Annotated in this window: 1 pseudogene; it reads right to left on the bottom strand. The window is 37.8% G+C overall.

Features of this window, described 5'->3' with window-relative positions:
- Window positions 1–476, bottom strand: a pseudogene (locus IEV18_RS17145) (IS4 family transposase); the annotation flags it as partial.
- Window positions 477–510: the final 34 nt, after the last annotated feature.

Here is a 510-nt window from a genome sequence, read left to right as displayed (position 1 = left end):
GACCACCCAAGAGTTAGCATACGAAACCCCCTGATAAACTGGCCAGTCGTATGATCATGCACAAGTGACAAAAGCTCGACAGCCTTACTACGTGCGCGGCTGTATAAAGAGTCATCAAAAATAAGGACACGCTCCCGGTCATTTGAGACTAAATGCAACAATTTGGTTACAATCACATTTTTGCTCAACAGAGTAAGGAATTTTCTCCAATTGTATGTTGGATTATTGAGTAAGCGATAGACAGTATCTTTTTTGGGTGCATCCTGTATGCGGTTGGAATCAAGCGTCCGATATAGGTTCTTGCCATGTAAAACGAGAGAGAAAATAAACTGAAAAAGTAACAAAGGGGAAATTCCATCTTCCTTTTTAATATTTGCCTTATTTAACAATGTACCTAGTTTATTTTCTTTGAAAAACCGTGAAATATATGAATCAGTCTCGTTTTTTTGTTGAGAATTTGGTAAAATAGAAGCCACAGAAAACATCCCTTTCTTTGGTTATGGTTGTGGT

This window comes from Compostibacillus humi, assembly GCF_014637175.1.
GTDB lineage: Bacteria > Bacillota > Bacilli > Bacillales > Amphibacillaceae > Oceanobacillus > Oceanobacillus humi.
Note: the sequence above shows the minus strand (reverse complement) of the source record. Positions and strands in the feature narration are given on the sequence as shown.